Genomic DNA, 1,570 nt, shown 5'->3' on the forward strand with positions numbered 1-1,570 from the left:
TCACCGGCCCTCGGCGGGCGCCGTCTCCACGGTGACCTCGGCGGCGCTGTCACCGATCAGCCACGGCACCACCTCGACGCCATCGTCGGCGTGCTCGGCGCGGAACGCCTCGTACGCGGCCGCCACGTCCTCGTCGCTCATGATCATCGTCTCCCGGAGGAAGTCACCGGTCAGCCGGAACGGCACCGGTCCGCCCGGGTTGAACAGCACGTCCACCTCGTCCGGCAACAGCGAGACCACGCCGGTCAGATCCGTGCGCTGCCAGTCCGGCGAGCTGATCCGGCGCAGCTGCGGGACGCTGGTCGCGACCACCACGCAGCGCACGTCGTCGGGGGAGCGGACGATCAGCGGCCGCCCGTCGCCGTTCAGGGCCACCTCGAAGAGGGAATCCCGCATCATCAGCTGCAGCTGGTCCGCCTGCATCCGGCCCTCCATGGCCAGGCGCAGCATCGCGTCCAGCGGGTCGGTCACCGCGTCCTCGTCGCGTGGCACGTAGTCCGGATTGCTCCGGAACGACCCGAGCGAGCCGTCCGCGGTGAGCGGCCACAACCCGATCACCGCCTCGATCGGCGGCACCTCGTCCTCCGGCCGGGGACGCCAATCCGGGTCCATCAGCAGGAAGTAGTTCTCCATGGGCCCTTCATCAGCCGGCATCGGACCGTCCTCTCATGTCGTCGTCCGGGCGTACGACGGTGACGTAACCGTCCTTCTGCTCGGCGGTGACGCCGCTCCGCGGATCGGTGACCTCCACCGTGAGGCCGCCTTCCGGCCGGAACGTCGTGCGCGCCGCCGCCAGCGCGTCCTCGTCCATGGCGGCGGTGGAGCGGAGGAAATCGCCGGTCAGCCGGGTGCTCGCCGGGCCGCCCGGATTGAGCAGCAGATCCACGCCCTCCGGCAGGTCGGCGACCAGTTGCTGGAGATCCACACGCCGCCAGTCCGGCGACGCGATGCGGGCCTGGTGTGGTGCGCTGGTCGCTACGACGGCGCACGGGACGTCGTCCGGGGACCTGCCGATCAGCGGGCGGCCGTCGCCGTTCATGGCCTGGTCCACGAGGCAGTCGCGCAGGATGAGCTGCAACTGCTCCACCTCCGCGTCCCCGCGCATCGTCAGGCGGAGCAGTGCGTCGACCGGGTCCGACGGCGAGTTCTCGTTGACCGGCCGGTACTCCGGGTTGCTGCGGAACGGGCCCACCGTGCCGTCCGCGGCCAGCGGCCACAGCCCCACCACGGCCTCGAACGGGGGCACGTCCTCCTCGTCCTCCGGCATCCATTCGGGGTCCATCAGGAGGAAGAAGTTCTCCTCCGTGGTCTCCACCGTCTCGTCCGTGGGACTGGTCATCTCAGGTCCTTCTCTCGGCCTGCGGCAGCACGCCGGGCCGAACGGCAGGCCCGGTGAGTACCGACGCTACCGGCACGGCGGGTCGGGGCAGGCCGCGCTCGGCTCGCAGCCGCCCCGGGGGCGACTTCTGGCATTCGACCACGAGGGCCCGCCGGATCCCCGGGCCGCGGAGGGGACGTGCCCCAACGTCGGCGCAGCCGCACCCGTTCGTACCCCCGCGTCCGGCGTCGC

General features: G+C 71.8%; 1 protein-coding gene and 1 pseudogene. Both read right to left on the reverse strand.

Going from position 1 to position 1,570, the window contains the following annotated elements; translation table 11 throughout:
• Positions 1-633 carry a type VII secretion system-associated protein gene (locus AB0K03_RS10485; protein ID WP_364682849.1) on the reverse strand — a complete coding sequence of 211 codons (633 nt, stop codon included), beginning with the start codon at positions 631-633 and terminating at the stop codon, positions 1-3.
• A 190-nt stretch (positions 634-823) separates the two neighbouring features.
• A pseudogene (locus AB0K03_RS10490) lies at positions 824-1,339 on the reverse strand (type VII secretion system-associated protein); the annotation flags it as partial.
• Between the last annotated feature and the right edge of the window lie 231 nt (positions 1,340-1,570).

This window comes from Actinoplanes sp. NPDC049316, from assembly GCF_040677315.1.
GTDB lineage: Bacteria > Actinomycetota > Actinomycetes > Mycobacteriales > Micromonosporaceae > Actinoplanes.

What these genes read in the sequence shown, in the direction of transcription:
- AB0K03_RS10485 (WP_364682849.1), bottom strand. Translation starts at nt 633, where the DNA reads ATGGAGAACTACTTCCTGCTGATGGACCCGGATTGGCGTCCCCGGCCG.